Raw genomic sequence first — 15,992 nt, 5'->3', positions numbered from 1 at the left:
TGGCGTGACAGCCAGCTCGAGTAGCCCGCCCCTGATGGATCACCCTGAGCCACCGCTCGCCGCGCCACTGACGTTGTCCTTCGACTACACCCGTTCAGTCGGCCCCACGCTGAGCAAGTTCTTCACCGCCCTGCGCGACCGCCACATCCTGGGCGTGCGCGGATCGGATGGCCGGGTGCATGTGCCGCCGGCCGAATATGACCCGGTCACCTATGAGCCGCTGGGCGAGATGGTACCGGTGTCCAGCGTCGGCACGGTGGTCTCATGGACCTGGCAGCCTGACCCCATCGAGGGACAGCCGCTGGACCGGCCGTTCGCCTGGGCGCTGATCAAGCTCGACGGCGCCGACACGCCGCTGATTCACGCCGTTGATGTTGGAGCCGCGGGTCCTTCCGCCATCAAGACCGGCAGCCGGGTGCACGCGCACTGGGTCGACGAGCCGGTGGGCGCCATCACCGACATCGCCTATTTCGCGCTCGGCGAGGAAGCCGAGGCGGTGGCCGAGCAGTCCGACGGCGACAAGGACCCGGTGACCATGATCGTCACGCCGGTGTCGCTGACCATCCAGCACAGCGCCTCGCACGAGGAGAGCGCCTACCTGCGGGCCATCGCGCAAGGCAAACTGCTCGGCGCGAAGACGGGCGAGAACGGCAAGGTCTATTTCCCGCCGCACGGCGCCGATCCGGCGACCGGCCAACCGACGACCGAGTTCGTCGAGCTGCCCGACAAGGGCACCGTCACGACGTTCGCGATCATCAACATCCCGTTCCAGGGCCAGCGCATCAAGCCGCCCTATGTGGCCGCCTACGTGCTGCTCGACGGAGCCGACATCCCGTTCCTGCATCTGGTCGCCGACATCGACGCCCACGAAGTGCGGATGGGCATGCGCGTCGAGGCGGTGTGGAAACCCCGTGAGGAGTGGGGATTTGGCATCGACAACATCGAGTACTTCCGGCCGACCGGGGAACCCGACGCCGACTACGACACCTACAAGCACCACCTGTAAAGGGCTTAGGAACACATGAGCGCTCGCAGCGTTGCGGTCGTGGGCTTTGCCCACGCCCCACACGTCCGCCGCACCGACGGCACCACCAACGGTGTCGAGATGTTGATCCCATGCTTCGCCCAGTTGTACGAGGAGCTGGGCATCGAAAGGACCGACATCGGCTTCTGGTGTTCCGGATCATCCGATTACCTTGCCGGACGCGCATTTTCGTTCATCTCGGCGATCGACTCGATCGGTGCCGTTCCGCCGATCAACGAGTCGCACGTCGAAATGGACGCCGCCTGGGCGCTTTACGAGGCCTACATCAAAATCCTCACCGGTGAGGTGGACACCGCGCTGGTGTACGGCTTCGGCAAGTCCTCGGCCGGCATCCTGCGCCAGATCCTGTCGCGGCAGACCGATCCCTACACGGTCGCGCCGCTGTGGCCCGATTCGATCTCACTGGCCGGGCTGCAGGCGCGCATCGGGCTCGACACCGGCAAGTGGACCCAGGAGCAGATGGCGCGGGTGGCCTTCGACTCCTTTGCCAATGCGCGCCGCGTGGACAAGGTCGAGGGGTCGATCAGCGTGGCCGAACTGCTCGAGCGGCCGTTCTTCGCCGACCCGCTGCGCCGCCACGACATCGCGCCGATCACCGACGGCGCCGCGGCAATCGTGCTCGCGGCCGGCGACCGGGCAAGTGAGCTGCGGGAAAACCCCGCCTGGATCACCGGAATCGAGCACCGCATCGAAACCCCGTCACTCGGCGCGCGCGATCTCACCGAATCACCGTCGACGAAGGCCGCGGCCCACGTGGCCACCGGCGGCCGAACCGACAACCTCGACGTGGTCGAGATCTGCGCGCCCTTCACCCACCAGCACCTGATCCTCGAGGAAGCGATCCGCGTCCCCGGACCGACCAAGGTGAACCCGTCCGGTGGCGCGTTGGCGGCCAACCCCATGTTCGTCGCCGGCCTCGAACGCATCGGCTTTGCAGCACAACACATCTGGAACGGCTCGGCTGAGCGGGTGCTGGCGCACGCCACCAGCGGGCCCGCGCTCCAACAGAACCTGGTCGCGGTCATGGAAGGAAAGAACTGATGGCCGGTGCAGGGCCGAACGTCGCTGCGGTATTAGGTACCGGACAGACGAAGTACGTCGCCAAACGCCAAGACGTTTCGATGAACGGCATGGTGCGCGAGGCGATCGATCGGGCGCTGGCCGACTCCGGCAGCACCTTCGATGACATCGACGCCGTCGTGGTCGGCAAGGCGCCGGACTTTTTCGAGGGCGTGATGATGCCCGAACTGTTCATGGCAGATGCCATGGGCGCCACCGGCAAGCCGCTGATCCGGGTGCACACCGCGGGCTCGGTCGGCGGGTCCACCGGTGTCGTGGCCGCCAGCCTGGTGCAGTCCGGCAAGTACCGCCGCGTGCTCGCGATGGCTTGGGAGAAGCAGTCGGAGTCAAACGCCATGTGGGCGTTGTCGATTCCGATTCCGTTCATCAAGCCGGTCGGTGCCGGCGCGGGTGGTTACTTCGCCCCGCACGTGCGCTCGTACATTCGCCAATCCGGCGCCCCGACGAACATCGGCGCCATGGTCGCGGTCAAGGACCGGCTCAACGGCGCCAAGAATCCGCTGGCGCACCTGCACCAGCCCGACATCACGCTGGAGAAGGTGATGTCGTCGCCGATGCTGTGGGACCCGATCCGCTACGACGAGACGTGCCCCTCGTCCGATGGCGCGGCCGCCGTGGTGATCGGCAACGAGGAGGCCGCCGAAGCCCGTCTGGCGCAAGGACATCCGGTGGCGTGGATCCACGCCACGGCGTTGCGCACCGAGCCGCTGCAGTTCGCGGGACGCGACCAGGTGAGCCCGCAGGCCGGCCGCGACGCGGCCGCGGCGCTGTGGAAGGCTGCCGGCATCGAAAGCCCCATCGACGAGATCGACGCCGCGGAAATCTACGTGCCGTTCTCCTGGTTCGAGCCGATGTGGTTGGAAAACCTCGGTTTTGCCGCCGAGGGTGAAGGCTGGAAACTAACCGAAGCCGGCGAGACCAAGATTGGGGGCCGGTTGCCGGTCAACCCGTCGGGCGGCGTGCTGTCGTCGAACCCCATCGGCGCCTCGGGCCTGATTCGCTTCGCCGAAGCGGCGATCCAGGTGATGGGCAAAGGTGGCGACCACCAGGTGCCCAACGCACGAAAGGCCTTGGGACACGCCTACGGCGGTGGCTCGCAGTACTACTCGATGTGGGTGGTGGGCGCCGACAAGCCGGCGGCCCAGAAGGTGGATGCGTGACCGCCCATCCGGCGCACGAGGCCGGCCGCCGCTCCCGCGAGGCGGTGGCGGCCAGGGACAAGGATGCCTGGCTGGCGGTGTTCGCCGACGACGCCATCGTCGAGGACCCGATCGGACCGTCGGTGTTCGACCCCGAGGGCCTCGGCCACCGCGGCCGTGACGCCATCTCGGCGTTCTGGGACAAGGCGATCGCCCCCACCACCAAGATCGAGTTCTTCTTCCGCGACACCTACCAGTGTGGCAACGAGGAAGCCAACGTCGGGCACATCCTCATCACGACGGGCGAGTACCAGACGACCGCCGAGGGCGTCTTCACCTACCGGGTCAACGCCGAGGGCCAGATGGTGGCCCTGCGCGCCTACTGGGAGATGGAGCGCGCGGCGGCCAACACCCGCAAGATCTAGAGCGGTTCCAGCCCGGCCAGATGCCGCTGGGCGAGGTCGCGGTAGGCCTGCGGGTTCAGCTTTACCCACATCTCGGCACCGGTCCCGGCGACCGGGCCCTTGATCTGCGCCGGCGCGCCGACCGCCAGCATCCCGGCCGGGATCTGGGTGCCGGCCGTCACCAGCGAATGCGCAGCGATCAGACTGCGCGCGCCGATCACCGCACCGTCGAGCACGGTGGCGTGGTTCGCGATCAGCGCCTCCTGACCGACGTGCACGCCGTGAATGACGCACAGATGCGCGACCGTCGCACCCGGACCGATGTCGACCGGGATTCCGGGCGGCGCGTGCAGAACCGAGCCGTCCTGGACGTTGGCGCCCTCGCGCACCACGATGGGCCCGTAGTCGCCGCGCAGCACGGCGTTGAACCAGACCGAGGCCCCCGCCTCCACCACGACGTCGCCGATCAGGGTGGCCGTCGGGGCAACGAAAGCGGTCGGATCGACCCGTGGCTCGCGGCCCTCGAACGCAAACAGCGGCATCGTTTAGATATACCGCAGCGTGCATATGCCGTGGCCAGGCGCGCCGTCGTTGCGCGCCCCCGCTGCAAAACTGTAACGTGTTCTAGTTAGAGGCCCAGCGAGTTGGAGGTGACAGGTGAGTACCGACACCAAGGCGGTCGGCATCCGGGAGATCGATCCCGGCGCCTTGCCGACCAGATTTGCCCGTGGCTGGCACTGCCTGGGCGTTGCGAAGGACTTCCAGGACGGCAAGCCGCATTCGATCGAGGCGTTCGGGACCAAGCTGGTGGTCTTTGCGGACTCGCAGGGCGACCTGAAGGTCCTCGACGGCTACTGCCGCCACATGGGCGGCGACCTGTCCGAGGGCACCATCAAGGGCGACGAGGTGGCCTGTCCGTTCCACGACTGGCGCTGGGGTGGCGACGGCCGCTGCAAGCTCGTGCCCTACGCCAAGCGCACCCCCAAGACGGCGCGCACCCGGTCGTGGACCACCGACGTGCGCGGTGGCCTGCTGTTCGTCTGGCATGACCACGAAAACAATCCGCCGGACCCCGCGGTGCGCATTCCCGACATCCCCGAAGCGGCCAGCGATGAATGGACCGACTGGCGGTGGAACAGCATCCTCATCGAGGGGTCCAACTGCCGCGACATCATCGACAACGTCACCGACATGGCGCACTTCTTCTACATTCATTTCGGGTTGCCGACGTACTTCAAGAACGTCTTCGAGGGCCACATCGCCTCGCAGTACCTGCACAACGTGGGCCGGCCCGACGTCAACGATCTCGGCACCACTTACGGGGAGGCGCACCTTGACTCCGAGGCCTCCTACTTCGGGCCGTCGTTCATGATCAACTGGCTGCACAACAGCTACGGCGGCTACAAGGCCGAATCGATTTTGATCAACTGCCACTACCCGGTGACCCAGAACTCGTTCGTGCTGCAGTGGGGCGTCATCGTCGAAAAGCCCAAGGGCATGGACGAAAAGATGACCGAGAAGCTCTCGAAGGTGTTCACCGAGGGCGTCAGCAAGGGCTTCCTGCAGGACGTCGAGATCTGGAAGCACAAGACCCGCATCGACAATCCGCTGCTGGTCGAGGAGGACGGCGCCGTATACCAGTTGCGCCGTTGGTATCAGCAGTTCTACGTCGACGTCGCCGACATCGAGCCGGAAATGGTGGAGCGCTTCGAGATCGAGGTGGACACCACCCGCGCCAACGAGTACTGGAATGCCGAGGTCGAAGAGAACCTCAAGGCCAAGGACTCGGAGGCGGACGAGGCCGTCACCGACGACGTGCCGGCCAAGCAACACTAGGAATCATGGGCGACGATCAGCCGGCGGTACCTGACGTCGATCAGCTTGCGCGATCGATGCTGTTGCTGCATGGCGATCACCACGACCACGACGAGAAGCCCGCCGGCGACGGCGGGTCCCGATCCTGGTCGAAGTCAAGGGATTTCGCCAACGACCCGCAGCGCGCCGCGGCCGTCGCCGAAGCGAGCCGCGCCGACCGTGAGCGATACCTCAACTCGGGTCTGATGCCGGTGGACTGCCGGTTCTGCCACGTGCGGGTCACCGTCCGCAGGCTCGGGCCGGGACACACGGCGGTGCAATGGAACACCGAAGCGTGGCAGCGCTGCGCGCACTTCACCCAGGTGCGTGAGTCCGGTGGCGACACCGCGCGCACCCGGTCGTGCCCCAAACTCGCCGACAGCATCGAGCATGCGGTCGCCGAGGGCTACCTCGACGACGATCCGGACGAAGACTGAGCGATTCGTGACGTTGTCGCTCAGAAGCGGGCAACGGATGTGCCCGCCGGCACGGAAACCATTGTGGCGCCTGAGACTCACAGGCCCGCGAATCGCTCCTTGACCGTCTCGGTGGTGAGGCCGTAGTCGGCCAGCGAGTAAGTGTGCTTGGGCGCCCGCGGACCGGACTGGCTGTCCGCGTGGGTCTTTTCCATCGCGGCCCTAGCCTTGTCGGTCAGCGTCAGGCCGAAGTGCCGGTAGATGTCGGCCACGGTGCCCAACGGGTCGGCGATCAATTCCTTGTACTCCACGTCGTAGAACTGCGACGGGCTGTATTTCGCGCGCGCGGTGTTGAACCTCTCCAGCCCCCTCGACCAGGTTTCCATTGCGTCGGCACCGATTTGGGCCCCGGTGAACGACGTCGACCATCCCTCGGCGGTGTGCTGCGCCAGCGAGCACATCGAGGCCATGATCGTTTCGACCGGGCGGTGGGTCTGGATCACCAACGCGTCGGGATAGGTCGCCATCAACGCGTCCAGCGCGAACAGGTGGCTGGGATTCTTGAGCACCCACCGCTTGTCGGCGTCGTTGAGCCCGATCAGTTGCAGGTTCCGGCGGTGCCGCTGATACGACGGCGTCCAGTCCTGTTCCGAGAGCCACCGCGAGTAGGTGGGCAGGTGCGCCAGCGTCTCGTAGGAGGCCGAATGCAGCGACTGCCGCAGCAGCTGCCAGCACTCCTCCAGCTCGTACGCCGCCATGAAATGCAGACCCGTGTAGTCCGGGTTTTCGGCGTGGTGCTTGTTGAACTGTTCGTTCAGTTGGCTGTAAAACGGGTTGGATTCCCAAGTTTCACGCGGCGGGCGCGGCTGCGGGAATTCGGCCAACCACAGATGCAGCCCCTGGTGCGCGGGGTCGGCGCCAAGCAGCCGGTGCAAAGCTGTGGTGCCGGTGCGCACCAGCCCGGTCACGAAGATCGGCCGCTCGATGACGACGTCCGCGTGCTGCGGGTATTGCTTCCAGGCAGCTTCGGAGAGCAGCCTGGCCACCAGCGCGCCGCGCAGGAAGAACCGATTCATCTTGCTGCCCAACGGCGTCAGGTCGGCATCGCGGCGGTAGGAGTCCAGCAGCACCTCCAGCGCTTCGAGGTAGTTGTCGTCGTTGGTACCGAAATCGTCTAGCCCGATCATCTTGCTGGCCGACGCCTTCAAATCGTCAACGGTGCCGACATCGGTGCGTGCAACCGTCATCGCCATCTCCTCCTCATCGCTTCGCTCTGCATCGTCGATGGCGGCATCAGGTGTGATACTCCCCGCAATTGACATCCAAAGTCTGCCCGGTGATACCGCTGGACAGGTCGCTGGCCATGAACAGGATCGCCGAGGCAACCTCGTCCTCGGTTGGTAGCCGCTTCAGATCGGAGCCGGCCGCGGTGGCCTCGTAGATCTGCTCGGCCGTGGTGCCGTACTTGCCGGCCTGGTGGTTGAAGTAGCCCTGCAGGGTTTCACCCCAGATATAGCCAGGTGCAACGGAATTGACCCGGATCCCCTGCTCGCCCAGCTCGGTGGCCAGCGAATGCGACATGGACAGCAGCGCCGACTTGGCCATCTTGTAGGCGCCGTACTTCGCCTGCGAGTGCCGCAACACCATGGAGTTGACGTTGACGATCGAGCCCTTCGACTCGGCCAGCGCCGGCGTGAACCCCTGGATGAGCCGCAGCGCGCCGAGCGCGCTGAGTTCGATCGCGTCGCGGATATGCTGAAAGCTGGTGCTGGAGAACGGTTTCAGCGACGGCACCCGGAACGCGTTGTTGATCAGCACGTCGACCTTGCCGTAGGCCTCCAAGGTGGCTTCGACCAGGTTGCTCACCTGGTCATCCTCGGTGATGTCCGTGCGCACCGTCGTCGCCCGGCCGCCGAGGTCGGCGATCTGCTTGGCGACGTCGTCCAGGCGTTCCGGTGTGCGGGCCGCCAGCACCAGGTCGGCACCTTCCCGCGTGCATCGGTGCGCCAGCGTCGTGCCCAGACCCGGGCCGACGCCGCTGATCACCACTACCTTGCCGTCGAGCAACTTCGTCATCCCAGCATCCTCGCCTGAATCTGTTGGTGGCGCAGCGCAATACGGGCACGCCAGTCGTCCTCTGAGATCTTGTTGTGGTCGTAGTACGGCAACGCGGCCGAAACCTTGTCGATGTCGACCACCTCGACGCTCGGACCGTCGGCATCGGTGAGCTCACGCGACACCCGCTGCCAGCGGAACTGCAGGAAGCCCCGCCGATGGCCGAGCGTCTCGACCCAGTTCGTCACTCCCGGGTTCTGATCGGCGACGACCATGCGCACCTTGCCGTCCGGATCCGCCTGCGCCTGAGTGTTGTTCAGGGAGGTCTGGTGGTTGATGTAGTCCAGCGAGATGTACCAGAGGCTGCCCAGCTGGAAGCCGAGATAGGGCGCGTCGGTGACCGGGATGGTGATGACCATCGCCTGATCCGGTCGCAGGTCGAAGTGCCCGACCGACGAGTACTGCGTGGCCAGTCCGCCCGGAGTCAGCCGCGGCGGCACCATGGTGTTGACCGGCAGGTCGAGATAAAACCACTGCGGGAATTGCAGCCAGGTCTTCACTCGCTGGACGAGTTGCTTTCCCGCCGTGGCGTAACGCTTTTCGATGAGCTCACGGGTCAACGGCGGCGGTGCGGTGCCCGCCGTGTCGAGCCGCGAGATCGCCAGCGTGCCGCGCTGAGCCGACCAGTCACCGTACACCTCGCGGATCACCAATTGGCCGGGGCTGGTGGGTCGCACCCGCCACTCGAAGCTGCCGTCGGGCGCGATCTCGAGCTCGCGATCGTCGAACGCGGCCTGGCTGACGGGCACGAAGTCGTCCGTGTACTCGCCGCCGAGTAGCTGGAAACTCAGGTCGGTGGTGGTTCCGCGCCTGCCGGTGACCACGTAGTCGTGGTTGGCGTGCACCCGGGTACCGAAATAGAGGGTGTCGGGGTTGTCCAGGCCCATCTTGGTGAACGGCCCGGTACCCGACTGCAGGAAGGGATGGTCGCGGTCGTAGTCCACGGCGAGATGGATGCAGGCCGAGATGCAGCCGGCCAGATACTGCAACCCTTCCAGCAGGTCGGCTTCGGTCTCGATGAACGGTGCGTCGGCGACCAGCTGCTCGGCCTCGGCGATCGCAGCGGTGAGGGAATCAGAGAACACGCCTAGACGCTAGAACGTGTTCTACTTTTTCGTCAATGGCGAACGTTCCCGCGCGTCGACCACAGCGTTCAAAGACGACGCCGACTCACTACGGAGGGCACGAGTGGGACAGGTCGATCAGGTGCTGCCGGACGTCGGGATGCCGGTTGAGGTAATCGATGACGTTGCCGTTCCCGCCCTCCGCCTGCGACCTTTGCTGCAGCTGCTGGTGAAGATCCGGGTGCTTTTGCAGGTACGAATCGATGGATTGCCCCACGTCCTGGTTGCATTGCGCGTTGGCCGTGCCGGCCAAGGGCACGGCGATCACCGTTGCGGCGGCAGCGGTCATCAATCCCCCGGCGAGCAGGCCGTACAGCCCGCGGCGACGGGCGCCGACTGTGTTGGATGTGCTCATACGGCCAGGTTACTCGCGGTAGCTTTGCGCCGCCTGTGCGTGCGTTCGGGCGAACCGGCAGGTCAACGCGGGGCCGCGGCGCCGCTTTCCTGCTCGCGCTTGATCTCCAGCGCGATGTCGATCAGCTGGTCCTCCTGGCCGCCGATCAGCTTGCGCTGGCCCGCGCGGTGCAGCAGCTGATGGGCGGGCACACCGTAGCGCTCGGACTGGCGGATGGCGTGCTTGAGGAAGCTCGAGTACACCCCGGAGTACCCCATGATCAGGGCGTTGCGGTCGAGCAGGCACTCGGCGGGCATGGCCGGGGCGACCACCTCTTCGGCGGCGTCGGCGATGTCGAAGAAGTCGATCCCGGTCTTCACGCCGATCTTGTCGAACACCCCGATCAGCGCCTCGACGGGGGCATTGCCGGCACCGGCGCCGAAGCGGCGGCACGAGCCGTCGATCTGCTTGGCGCCCGCCCGGACGGCCTCGACGCTGTTGGCCACCCCGAGGCCGAGGTTCTCGTGGCCGTGGAAGCCGACCTGGGCATCGTCGCCGAGCTCGGCGACCAGTGCCGCGACCCGGTCACGCACGCCCTCGAGGACCAGCGCCCCGGCCGAATCGACCACATAGACGCACTGGCAGCCCGCGTCGGCCATGATGCGCGCCTGGGCGGCCAGCTTCTCCGGCGTAATGGTGTGGCTCATCATCAGGAACCCGACGGTTTCCAGACCGAGTTCGCGGGCCAGGCCGAAGTGCTGGATCGACACGTCGGCCTCGGTGCAGTGCGTGGCGATGCGGCAGATCGAGCCGCCGTTGTTCTGGGCCTCCTTGATGTCTTCCTTGGTGCCCACGCCGGGCAGCATCAGGAAGGCGATCTTGGCTTCTTTGGCGGTCTCGGCGGCGAGCTTGATCAGCTCTTGCTCGGGGGTCTTGGAGAACCCGTAGTTGAAGCTCGAGCCCCCCAGTCCGTCGCCGTGGGTGACCTCGATGACGGGCACCCCGGCGGTGTCCAGCGCGGCCACGATGGCGCCGACTTCGTCCTTGGTGAACTGGTGACGCTTGTGGTGGGAACCGTCCCGCAGCGACGTATCCGTCATCCGCACGTCCCAGATCGGGTTGAAGAAAATCTCCCGGGTGCTCATGATTGCGCTCCTCCGGCCGTCGCGCTCAGGGATTCCTTGGCGATCTCCTCGCCGACCTTGGTCGCCGCGGCCGTCATGATGTCCAGATTTCCAGCGTAAGGCGGCAGGTAGTCGCCCGCACCCTCGACTTCGACGAACGTGGTGACCAGCGCCTGGCCGCCGGAGTTGATCGACGGGTCGTCGAACTGGGGCTCGTTGAGCAGCCGGTATCCCGGCACATAGGTTTGCACCTCGGCGACCACGTCGTGGATGGACTTGGCGATCGCGTCGCGGTCGGCGTCCTCGGGGATGGCGCAGAAGATGGTGTCGCGCATGATCATCGGCGGGTCGGCCGGGTTCAAGATGATGATCGCCTTGCCGCGCGTGGCGCCCCCGATGGTCTCCACCCCCCGGCTGGTCGTCTTGGTGAACTCGTCGATGTTGGCCCGGGTCCCGGGGCCGGCCGACAGCGAGGCGACCGAGGCGACGATCTCGGCATACGGCACGCCCCCGAGGTCGGCGACGGCGCGCGACACCGCGTAGACGATCGGGATGGTGGCCTGCCCGCCGCAGGTGATCATGTTGACGTTCGGCGCGTCCAGGTGCTGGCGCAGGTTGGCCGGCGGGATCACCGCGGGTCCCACCGCCGCCGGCGTCAGGTCGATGGCCCGTATGCCGGCCGCCTCGTACTTGGGGGCGGCGTCGCGGTGCACGTAGGCGCTGGTGGCCTCGAATACCAGGTCGGGCTTCTCCGGCTGCGCCAACAGCCAGTCCACACCCTCGTGGGTGGTCTCCAGACCCAGCTTGCGGGCGCGGGCCAGGCCCTCGCTCTCCGGGTCGATACCGACCATCCAGCGCGGTTCCAGCCAGTCCGATCGCAGCAGCTTGTAGAGCAGGTCAGTGCTGATATTCCCCGACCCGACAATGGCCACAGTCGCCTTAGTCGGCATGATGCCCCTTTTCGAAGCTTTTGAGATTTAAGTTAGACGATTTAAATCGAGCCTATTCGAACGATAGACGCACCGAACCGAGGCCCGCGAAGTCGGCGACGAAGTTGTCGCCCGGGTGCGCGTCGATCGCTTTCGTGCAGGATCCGGGCAACACCACGTCACCCTTGCGCAGGCGGACACCGAAGCCGTCCACCTTGCGGGCCAGCCAGGCCACCGCGGTGACCGGGTTGCCCAGCACCGCGTCGGTGCGGCCTTCGGCGACCACCTCACCGTTGCAGCGCAATACGGCGTCGATCCCCTTGACGTCGATGTCGCGGGGCGACACGCGTGCCTCGCCGAGCACGAAACCCGCCGACGAGGCGTTGTCGGCGATGGTGTCGCACAGTTCGATCTTCCAGTCGGTGATCCGGGTGTCGATCAGCTCGATCGACGGGACCAACGACTCGGTGGCCGCCAGCACGTCGTCCTCGGTGCAGCCGGCTCCGGGCAGGTCGGCGTTCAGGATGAAGCCGACCTCGACCTCGACCCGGGGGTACAGGTAGCGGTTCGCCTTGACCGGGGTGTCCTCGAACAGCTGCATCTCGTCGAGCAGATGTCCGTAGTCCGGCTCGTCGACGCCCATCATTTGCTGGATCGCTTTCGACGAGAGCCCCACCTTGTGGCCGAGCACCCGGGCCCCCTCCGCGACCCTCTGGCGGATGTTGATCAGCTGAATCTCGTACGCGTCGACGACGTCGATGTCCGGATAGGCAGCGGTCAACGGGGCGATCGGCTCGCCGCTCCGCTCGGCCTGCGCCAAGTCGGCAGCTAGCTCGTCGCGCGTGGCAACACTGAGCATTTTTCCAAGTCTCCTCGTACGGTCGACCGGGCCAGTAGCGGCCGCCCCGGGCAATTCTATAACGTGTTCTACATGTCAGCGCAGGAGTACGACGTCGTCGTGGTCGGGAGCGGCGGAGCCGGCATGGTGGCCGCCCTTACCGCCGCTCACCGGGGCCTTTCCACCATAGTCATCGAGAAGGCCCCGCACTTCGGCGGTTCGACCGCACGCTCGGGCGGCGGTGTTTGGATCCCAAATAACGAAGTGCTCAAGCGTGACGGGGTCCGCGATACCGCCGAGGCCGCCCGCACCTATCTGCACGGGATCGTGGGCAACGTCGTCGAGCCCGAGAAGATCGACACCTACCTCGAGCGCGGCCCCGAGATGCTGTCGTTTGTGCTCAAGCACGCACCGCTGAAGATGTGCTGGGTGCCGAAGTACTCCGACTACTACCCCGAGTCGCCGGGCGGGCGCGCGGAGGGTCGATCGATCGAGCCGAAGCCGTTCAACGCCCGCAAGCTCGGCGCCGACGAAGCCGGGCTGGAGCCGGCCTACGGCAAGGTGCCGCTGAACGTCGTGGTGATGCAACAAGATTACGTGCGGCTGAACCAGCTCAAGCGTCACCCGCGCGGCGTGCTGCGCAGTGTGAAGGTCGGGGCGCGGACCATGTGGGCCAAGGCGACCGGCAAGAACCTCGTCGGCATGGGCCGGGCGTTGATCGGACCGCTGCGAATCGGGTTGCAGCGCGCCGGGGTTCCGGTGGTGCTCAACACCGCGCTCACCGACCTCTACGTCGAAGACGGTGTGGTGCGCGGGGTCTACGTGCGCGGGGCCGGCGACGCCGAATCCGGTGAGCCCAGGCTGATCCGGGCCCGACGCGGGGTGATCCTGGCCTCGGGCGGGTTCGAGCACAACGAACAGATGCGGGTGAAATACCAGCGCGCACCGATCACCACCGAGTGGACCGTCGGCGCGGTGGCGAACACCGGTGACGGAATCCTGGCCGGCGAAAAGCTGGGCGCCGCATTGGATCTGATGGAAGACGCCTGGTGGGGGCCCACCGTCCCGCTGGTGGGGGCGCCCTGGTTCGCGTTGTCCGAGCGCAATTCGCCGGGGTCGATCATCGTCAACATGTCGGGCAAGCGGTTCATGAACGAATCGATGCCCTACGTAGAGGCCTGCCACCACATGTACGGCGGTGAATACGGCCAGGGGCCCGGCCCGGGTGAGAACATTCCCGCCTGGCTGGTGTTCGACCAGCAGTACCGGGACCGGTACATCTTCGCGGGATTGCAGCCCGGACAACGCATTCCGCGCAAGTGGCTGGAGTCCGGCGTCATCATCCAGGCCGACACGCTGGCGGAGCTGGCGGCCAAGGCCGGCCTTCCGGTGAACGAATTCACCGCGACCGTGGAACGTTTCAACGGGTTCGCGCGCTCGGGCGTCGACGAGGACTACCAGCGCGGCGAGAGCGCCTACGACAGGTACTACGGCGACCCGACCAACAAGCCGAACCCCAACCTCGGCGAGATCACCCACGCGCCCTACTACGCGGCCAAGATGGTGCCTGGCGACCTGGGCACCAAGGGCGGCATCCGCACCGACATCCACGGCCGGGCGCTGCGCGACGACGGCAGTATCATCGAAGGCCTTTACGCCGCCGGCAACGTCAGCGCCCCGGTGATGGGCCACACGTACCCCGGTCCGGGCGGCACCATCGGTCCGGCCATGACCTTCGGTTACCTGGCGGCGCTGCACATTGCGGAGGAGCGCTGATATGCCCATCGACGTAGACGTCGCGTTGAACGCCGAGCTCGATCCCATCGAATTCTCTTGGGCCAGCAGCGATGTGCAGCTCTATCACCTCGGGTTGGGCGCGGGCGCCGATCCGATGGACCCGCGCGAGCTGCGCTACCTGATCGACGACACCCCGCAGGTGCTGCCGACGTTCGGCAACGTCGCCGCCACCTTCCATGTCACGAAGCCGCCGACGGTCAAGTTCCCCGGCATCGACATCGAGCTAAGCAAGGTGCTGCACGCCAGCGAGCGGGTCGAGGCGCCGGCCCCGCTGCCGCCGTCGGGGTCGGCCAAGGCCGTCACCCGGTTCACCGACATCTGGGACAAGGGCAAGGCCGCGGTGATCTGGAGCGAGACGACGGTGACCGCGCCCGACGGCACGGTGTTGTGGACGCAGCGACGGTCGATCTTCGCCCGCGGTGAGGGCGGATTCGGCGGCGAGCGCGGTCCTTCAGGGGGCGGGTCGTCGGACGGGGCGCCGGACCGCGCCCCCGATCTCGAGGTCGATGTGCCGATCCTGCCGCAGCAGGCGCTGCTTTACCGGCTGTGCGGCGACCGCAACCCGCTGCACTCGGATCCCGAATTCGCCGCCGCCGCAGGGTTTTCCCAGCCCATCCTGCACGGGCTGTGCACCTACGGCATGACCTGCAAGGCGATCACCGATGCGCTGCTCGACGGCGATGCCGGCGCGGTGGCGGCCTACGGCGCGCGCTTCGCCGGGGTGGCGTTCCCCGGCGAGACGCTCAAGGTCGGCATCTGGAAGGACGACGGCCGCTTCCTGGCCAGCGTCGTCGCGCCCTCGCGCGACAACGCCGTCGTGCTGTCGGGCGTCGAACTGGTCCCGGCCTAGGGGCTTTTCGCTCGTCTCCCCGCCGAGTGTGCGACTGGCCGCACACTCGTGCTCGACCGCGCGGCTAGGCGCACACTCGCCGGGCCAACGCCGCCCGAACACGTCCAACGATCTCTGCGGGCCGGTCGCCTGCCACCACCCGGATGACGATCCAGCCGAGACGCTCAAGCGTCTCCAGGCGACGGATGTCCCAGGTGTACTGCCGGCGATCGCTGCGGTGCTGTTCGCCGTCGTACTCAACGGCCACCTTGACGTCCTTCCAACCCATGTCCAGATAAGCGATAGCACTATCGAATTCGTCGAGCACCGGGATTTGTGTCTGCGGTCTCGGCAGGCCTGCCTGGATCAAGACGACGCGGAGCCACGACTCTTTCGGTGACTGCGCACCGGGATCGAACAGATCTACGGCTTGGCGTGCCCGCGAGATGCCGCGGCGTCCGGCATATCTACGGCCAAGCAAATCGATATCTGCGGCTTTGATCTCCGTTGCTCTCGCAAGTGCGTCGATAGCTGCCACGGCCGTCATCGTCCGGTACCAACACCCCAAGTCCAATGCCGTCCGTGACGGTGAGGTGACTGGCATGCCCGCCACCGAGTCAATCTCGTCCTCTTCGATGCGGTCCCGGTGAGTCTGTATGCCGGGTGGATTACGCCGATTGTCGTGGATCAACTCGATTACCTGTAAATCATCGGTCCACTTACTGCCGTGTAGAGCAGCCGCGGCGAAACCTGCGACCACACCTAATCGTCCCGTCCATAGCCACCCCGCCTTTGCGCGAAGCCCGATATCGACCCGAGTATCACGTTGCACATAGATGTTGGGAAACAGTCGTCGACAGCGTGTATCAAGTTGGGTCTTCGTCAAAGTCCCTGCAGCGATCGCCTCGCTGCCGATGAATGGGTCTTGCACCACAGCAGCGTCCCAGGCACTGCCACCTGCCGT

Annotated in this window: 17 protein-coding genes; 8 read left to right on the top strand and 9 right to left on the bottom strand. The window is 66.2% G+C overall.

Going from position 1 to position 15,992, the window contains the following annotated elements:
- Nucleotides 1-4: 4 nt before the first annotated feature.
- Genes DQP57_RS06335 through DQP57_RS06320 form a run of 4 tightly spaced genes read left to right on the top strand, consistent with a single transcriptional unit; the run spans nucleotide 5 to nucleotide 3,689 of the window.
- Nucleotides 5-1,006, top strand: coding sequence for a Zn-ribbon domain-containing OB-fold protein (locus DQP57_RS06335; RefSeq protein WP_205869053.1), 1,002 nt, complete (start codon nucleotides 5-7; stop codon nucleotides 1,004-1,006).
- A 15-nt stretch (nucleotides 1,007-1,021) separates the two neighbouring features.
- The gene (locus tag DQP57_RS06330; RefSeq protein ID WP_112632192.1) at nucleotides 1,022-2,086 is read left to right on the top strand and encodes a thiolase domain-containing protein; all 1,065 of its coding nucleotides are present in this window, start codon (nucleotides 1,022-1,024) and stop codon (nucleotides 2,084-2,086) included.
- Nucleotides 2,086-3,285: a thiolase domain-containing protein gene (locus DQP57_RS06325; protein ID WP_112632191.1), complete on the top strand. Its 1,200-nt coding sequence runs from the start codon at nucleotides 2,086-2,088 to the stop codon at nucleotides 3,283-3,285. The genes DQP57_RS06330 and DQP57_RS06325 overlap by 1 nt, the downstream gene beginning before the upstream one ends.
- Nucleotides 3,282-3,689 carry a nuclear transport factor 2 family protein gene (locus DQP57_RS06320; RefSeq protein ID WP_112632190.1) on the top strand — a complete coding sequence of 136 codons (408 nt, stop codon included), beginning with the start codon at nucleotides 3,282-3,284 and terminating at the stop codon, nucleotides 3,687-3,689. Before DQP57_RS06325 ends, DQP57_RS06320 begins: the two co-directional genes overlap by 4 nt.
- Here DQP57_RS06320 and DQP57_RS06315 read toward each other — a convergent pair.
- Complete coding sequence (locus tag DQP57_RS06315; RefSeq protein ID WP_112632189.1) at nucleotides 3,686-4,210, bottom strand: gamma carbonic anhydrase family protein; 525 nt, start codon at nucleotides 4,208-4,210, stop codon at nucleotides 3,686-3,688. The genes DQP57_RS06320 and DQP57_RS06315 overlap by 4 nt on opposite strands.
- A gap of 115 nt (nucleotides 4,211-4,325) precedes the next feature.
- Between DQP57_RS06315 and DQP57_RS06310 the strand changes: the two genes are divergently transcribed.
- Both DQP57_RS06310 and DQP57_RS06305 read left to right on the top strand, forming a co-directional pair.
- Nucleotides 4,326-5,504 carry a Rieske 2Fe-2S domain-containing protein gene (locus DQP57_RS06310; protein WP_112632188.1) on the top strand — a complete coding sequence of 393 codons (1,179 nt, stop codon included), beginning with the start codon at nucleotides 4,326-4,328 and terminating at the stop codon, nucleotides 5,502-5,504.
- 5 nt (nucleotides 5,505-5,509) lie between these two features.
- Entirely contained in the window at nucleotides 5,510-5,959 is a 450-nt protein-coding gene (locus DQP57_RS06305) for a hypothetical protein (protein ID WP_112632187.1), read from the top strand.
- Between the two features lie 77 nt (nucleotides 5,960-6,036).
- On the opposite strand, the gene DQP57_RS06300 is transcribed toward DQP57_RS06305, so the two are convergent.
- From DQP57_RS06300 to DQP57_RS06270, 7 genes are all read right to left on the bottom strand, one after another.
- Nucleotides 6,037-7,185, bottom strand: coding sequence for a sulfotransferase family protein (locus tag DQP57_RS06300; RefSeq protein ID WP_240631685.1), 1,149 nt, complete (start codon nucleotides 7,183-7,185; stop codon nucleotides 6,037-6,039).
- A 46-nt stretch (nucleotides 7,186-7,231) separates the two neighbouring features.
- Nucleotides 7,232-8,014 carry an SDR family oxidoreductase gene (locus tag DQP57_RS06295; RefSeq protein WP_112632185.1) on the bottom strand — a complete coding sequence of 261 codons (783 nt, stop codon included), beginning with the start codon at nucleotides 8,012-8,014 and terminating at the stop codon, nucleotides 7,232-7,234.
- Complete coding sequence (locus tag DQP57_RS06290; protein ID WP_112632184.1) at nucleotides 8,011-9,138, bottom strand: hypothetical protein; 1,128 nt, start codon at nucleotides 9,136-9,138, stop codon at nucleotides 8,011-8,013. The genes DQP57_RS06295 and DQP57_RS06290 overlap by 4 nt, the downstream gene beginning before the upstream one ends.
- Before the next feature lie 88 nt (nucleotides 9,139-9,226).
- Nucleotides 9,227-9,532, bottom strand: a complete 306-nt coding sequence (locus tag DQP57_RS06285) for a hypothetical protein (RefSeq protein WP_112632183.1) — start codon at nucleotides 9,530-9,532, stop codon at nucleotides 9,227-9,229.
- A gap of 62 nt (nucleotides 9,533-9,594) precedes the next feature.
- Nucleotides 9,595-10,656, bottom strand: coding sequence for a 4-hydroxy-2-oxovalerate aldolase (dmpG, locus tag DQP57_RS06280; RefSeq protein ID WP_112632182.1), 1,062 nt, complete (start codon nucleotides 10,654-10,656; stop codon nucleotides 9,595-9,597).
- Nucleotides 10,653-11,585 (bottom strand): acetaldehyde dehydrogenase (acetylating), encoded by a 933-nt coding sequence (locus tag DQP57_RS06275; RefSeq protein ID WP_112632181.1) that lies wholly within the window; start codon nucleotides 11,583-11,585, stop codon nucleotides 10,653-10,655. The genes dmpG and DQP57_RS06275 overlap by 4 nt, the downstream gene beginning before the upstream one ends.
- Nucleotides 11,586-11,637: 52 nt before the next feature.
- Nucleotides 11,638-12,423 (bottom strand): 2-keto-4-pentenoate hydratase, encoded by a 786-nt coding sequence (locus tag DQP57_RS06270; RefSeq protein ID WP_112632180.1) that lies wholly within the window; start codon nucleotides 12,421-12,423, stop codon nucleotides 11,638-11,640.
- Between the two features lie 72 nt (nucleotides 12,424-12,495).
- On the opposite strand from DQP57_RS06270, the gene kstD reads away from it, so the two are divergent.
- Both kstD and DQP57_RS06260 read left to right on the top strand, forming a co-directional pair.
- A complete protein-coding gene (gene kstD / locus DQP57_RS06265) occupies nucleotides 12,496-14,178 on the top strand; it encodes a 3-oxosteroid 1-dehydrogenase (RefSeq protein WP_112632246.1) in 1,683 nt (560 codons plus the stop codon).
- Nucleotide 14,179: 1 nt separating this feature from the next.
- The gene (locus DQP57_RS06260) at nucleotides 14,180-15,049 is read left to right on the top strand and encodes a MaoC family dehydratase (RefSeq protein ID WP_112632179.1); all 870 of its coding nucleotides are present in this window, start codon (nucleotides 14,180-14,182) and stop codon (nucleotides 15,047-15,049) included.
- 64 nt (nucleotides 15,050-15,113) lie between these two features.
- Here the strand turns inward: DQP57_RS06260 and DQP57_RS06255 are convergent, their stop codons facing one another.
- On the bottom strand, nucleotides 15,114-15,959 hold the full coding sequence (locus DQP57_RS06255; RefSeq protein ID WP_112632245.1) for an endonuclease domain-containing protein: 846 nt from the start codon (nucleotides 15,957-15,959) through the stop codon (nucleotides 15,114-15,116).
- Nucleotides 15,960-15,992: the final 33 nt, after the last annotated feature.

This window comes from Mycobacterium colombiense (assembly GCF_003284935.1).
Classification (GTDB): domain Bacteria; phylum Actinomycetota; class Actinomycetes; order Mycobacteriales; family Mycobacteriaceae; genus Mycobacterium; species Mycobacterium arosiense_A.
This window is presented reverse-complemented; position numbering and strand designations above follow the sequence as displayed.